The sequence below is a fragment of the Micromonospora sp. RP3T genome (assembly GCF_003027925.1).
In the GTDB taxonomy this organism is placed as follows: Bacteria; Actinomycetota; Actinomycetes; order Mycobacteriales; family Micromonosporaceae; genus Micromonospora.
In genome coordinates this window covers 1-3,986 of record NZ_PYPS01000076.1, presented here as the reverse complement: position 1 = coordinate 3,986, position 3,986 = coordinate 1, and the positions used below count along the sequence as shown (strand labels likewise).

General features: G+C 72.9%; 2 protein-coding genes. Both read left to right on the top strand.

Annotated elements, in window-relative coordinates; translation table 11 throughout:
* Positions 1 to 96 precede the first annotated feature (96 nt).
* Positions 97 to 2,505, top strand: coding sequence for a polyketide synthase dehydratase domain-containing protein (locus tag C8054_RS31440; protein WP_255563046.1), 2,409 nt, complete (start codon positions 97 to 99; stop codon positions 2,503 to 2,505).
* Positions 2,506 to 2,517: 12 nt separating this feature from the next.
* On the top strand, positions 2,518 to 3,986 hold a 1,469-nt coding region (locus tag C8054_RS31435; protein ID WP_199199995.1), incomplete at its 3' end, for a type I polyketide synthase.

The following is a 3,986-nucleotide window of genomic DNA, read 5'->3' as shown; positions in this document are numbered from 1 at the left end:
ACCTACCCCTTCCAACACCAGCAGTACTGGCCCACCACCAACCCCCGCACCACCGACCCCACCACCCTCGGACTCGACGCGACCAGCCATCCGCACCTGGCCGGGTCGATCACCCTGCCCACCGGCGAGACCGTCTTCACCGGCCGCATCACACCCCGCACCCACCCGTGGCTCAACCAACACACCATTCTGGGCACCTCGATCGCCCCCGCCACCACACTGCTCGACCTCACCCTGCACACCGCCGCCACCCTCAACTGCCCCCACCTCACCGAACTCACCATCGAGACGCCGTTACCAGTGCCGAAGGACGGGGCGGTACGGGTTCAGGTGACCGTCACGGCGCCGGACGAGTCGGGGCGGCGCCAGGTCACCGTCCACACCGGCGATCCGCAGGAGCGGACCCTGGTCCGGACCGCGCATGCCGTGGTCGGGCCCGGCACCGGCACCCCCCGGGTGGAGTCGTGCGTCCCGCCTGCGGACGCGCTGCCGTTGGACCTGGACGACGCCTACGCCCGCCTCGCCGAACACGGCTACGAGTACGGACCGGCCTTCCGCGGCCTCACCGCCGCCTGGCGACACGGCGACGACATCTACGCCGAAGCCACCCTCCCCGGCACCGACACCGACACCGACTACGCCATCCACCCCGCCCTCCTCGACGCCGCCCTGCACCCGATCGCGCTCGCGCAGCTCGACTCGACGCAGCCGGACCGGATCCCGATCCTGTCCTCCTGGCGCGACGTGACCCTCACCGGACACCGGGCGAACGTCCTGCGGGCACGCATCCGGCGCGACGGTGCCGCATACACGGTGACCATCAGTGACGGCGACGGCCTGCCTGTCGCGTCGGTCGGCAGGGTCGAGGTCGACACCGTCGCGCACGACCGGCTCGCCGCGCTGGCCCCACCGCAGCCGCTGCGGATCGTGGAGTGGCGTCCGCTGACGGAGCCGACCGGCCCGCTGCCCCCGGTCACCGCGATCGCGGTCGGCACGTCCCCGGTGGACGGGCTCGCGGACGTCCCCGGGCTGGACGGGCTGTTCGCCCTCCCCACCCTGCCGCAGGCGGTGGTCCACTCCGTACCGGTTCCCGCCGACGGCGACGACCCCGCGTCGGACGCCGACGCCATCGCCGAGCAGACGCTGCCCGTCGTACAGCGGTTCCTGGCGGACGACCGGCTCGCCGACGTTCCGCTCGTCGTGATCACCAACGGCGCGACCACGGGCGCCCTTGCCGCGGCCTCGGTCTGGGGCCGGCTCTGCTCGGCGCAGGCCGAGCACCCGGGCCGGCTGATCCTCGCCGACCTGACGGGGGGCGACGCACTGACACCGGAACTGCTCGCCGCCTGCCTCGCCGCGGGCCATTTCCGGTACGTGATCAGCGAGGAGGGCCTGCACACCCCGCACCTCGTCCCCGCGCCCGGTCCCGCCGCACCCGCCCCGGTCTGGGATCCGGACGGTACGGTCCTGGTCACCGGCGGCGGCACGCCGGTCGGCACGCTGGTCGCCGACCATCTCGTCACCCGGTACGGCGTGCGGCACGTGCTGCTGACCAAACAGACCGACTCGGAAGCCCTGGCCGCCGAGCTGGCCGCCGTCCCGGCGCAGCACCCGGTCACCGCCGTCGTGCACACCACCCAGGCGTCGTCGACCGCCTGGCACCTCGACCGGCTCACCACGGATCAGCCCCTCGCCGCCTTCGTGCTGTTCTCCCCGTACATCGGCTCCGGCGCGCTCACCTTCATGGAGGGTCTGGCCGCCCACCGGCAGGCCAGGGGGCTGCCCGCCACCGCGGTCGCCTGGGGCCCGTGGGCGGAGGACGCCGGCGGCGCCGAGCACCGCACCGATGCCGGCCGGTCGACGTGGCGGATCCCGATGCCCACCTCGGCGGCACTGGACCTTCTCGACCGGGCGCTCGCCGGCCACCATCCGGCGGTGGTGGCCGCGCATCTGATCGGTGGCATGCCGCCGGCCCGATCGGCCCGGCCGGTAGCGGCGCGGTACGACCTGCGACAGGAGCTCGCCGGCCGGTCGCCCGACGAACGGCAGGGCGTCGTACTCGTCATGGTCCGGCAGGCGATCGCCGATGTCCTGGGGTACCCGAGCCACGAGTCGATCGCCGCAGACCAGCCGTTCCAGGCGCTCGGCATCAGCTCCCTCACCGCCACCGAGCTGCGCGACCGTCTCGCCCGGGCCGCCGGGGTGCCGCTGCCCGCCACGCTCGTGTACGACCACCCGACGCCGACGACGCTGGCCGAGTACATCTGCGACCGTGTCGCCCCGACGGCCGCGGCCGCCACCCAACTCCTCGACGACGAGCTGGCCCGGTTGGAGGGCACGCTCGCCGACGTTTCCGAGCCGGAGTCGCGCGCCTGGCTCGCCCGCCGGCTGAAGGAGCTCGCCGCGCGCATCGGCACCGAACTACCGGCCGGGAAGCCGGAATCCGACGACCTGGACTCGGTGAGTGACGAAGAGATCTTCGCGATCATCGACAACGATTTCTGATGGGGGTACCTGATGCCCGATGACGACGAGAAGCTGCGCAGCTATCTCCGGCGGGCTGTCTCCGACCTGCGGGACACCCGGCAGCGTCTGGCCGAGGCCGAGGCCGCCTGGCACGAGCCGATCGCGGTGGTGGGGATGGCGTGCCGGTTCCCCGGTGGGGTGCGCTCGCCCGGCGATCTGTGGCGGCTGGTCGACGCGGGCGGCGACGCGATCGGCCCGTTCCCCGACAACCGCGGCTGGGACACCGACACGGTGTACGACCCGGATCCGGAGCGGATGGGCAGGTCCTACACCAGGCACGGCGGTTTTCTGTACGACGCCGGGGAGTTCGACGCGGACTTCTTCGAGATGAACCGGCGGGAGGCGCTGGCCGCCGACCCGCAGCAGCGGCTGCTCCTGGAGGTCGCCTGGGAGGCGATCGAGTCGGCCGGCATCGACCCGGTGAGCCTGCACGGCAGTGACACCGGCACCTACGCCGGGATCGTCTACCACGACTACGGTCCCGAGGCGGGCCGGGCTCCGGAGGCGGTGGAGGGCTATGTCGTCACCGGCAAGACCGGCGCCGTGGCGTCCGGTCGGGTGGCGTACACCCTGGGACTGCACGGTCCGGCCGTCACCCTGGACACCGCGTGCTCGTCGTCGCTGGTCGCCGTCCACCTGGCGAGCCATGCGCTCCGGTCCGGCGAGTGCTCCCTGGCCCTCGCCGGTGGGGCCACGGTGATCGCGACGCCGGGTGCGTTCATCGAGTTCTCCCGGCAGCGTGGGTTGGCGCCGGACGGGCGGTGCAAGTCCTTCGCGGCCGGGGCCGACGGCACCGGCTGGGCCGAGGGGGTGGGACTGGTCCTGCTCGAACGGCTGGCGGACGCGGAGCGCAACGGGCATCCGGTGCTCGCGGTGATCCGTGGGTCGGCGGTGAACCAGGACGGAGCCAGCAACGGGCTGACGGCACCGAACGGGCCGTCGCAGGAACGCGTCATCCGTCAGGCGCTGGCGAACGCGCGGTTGTCCGCCGCCGAGATCGACGTGGTCGAGGCGCACGGCACCGGCACCTCCCTGGGTGACCCGATCGAGGCGCAGGCGTTGCTGGCCACCTACGGTCAGAGCCGCCCGGCCGGCCGGCCGCTCTACCTGGGATCGATCAAGTCGAACATCGGGCACACCCAGGCCGCCGCCGGCGTCGCCGGCATCATCAAGATGATCCAAGCGATGCGCCACGGCCGACTGCCGCAGACCCTGCACGTGGACGCGCCCACGCCGCACGTGGACTGGGACGACAGCATCCGGTTGCTGAGTGTCCCGGCACCGTGGCCGGCCGCGCCTCGACCGAGGCGGGCCGCTATCTCGTCGTTCGGGCTCTCGGGCACCAACGCGCACGTCATCCTGGAACAGCCCCCGCAGGCCACGGAGGACGTTCCCGACGAGCCGGACGTACTCCTGCCGTGGCTGTTGTCAGCCAAGACGGACCAAGCGTTGGCCGACTA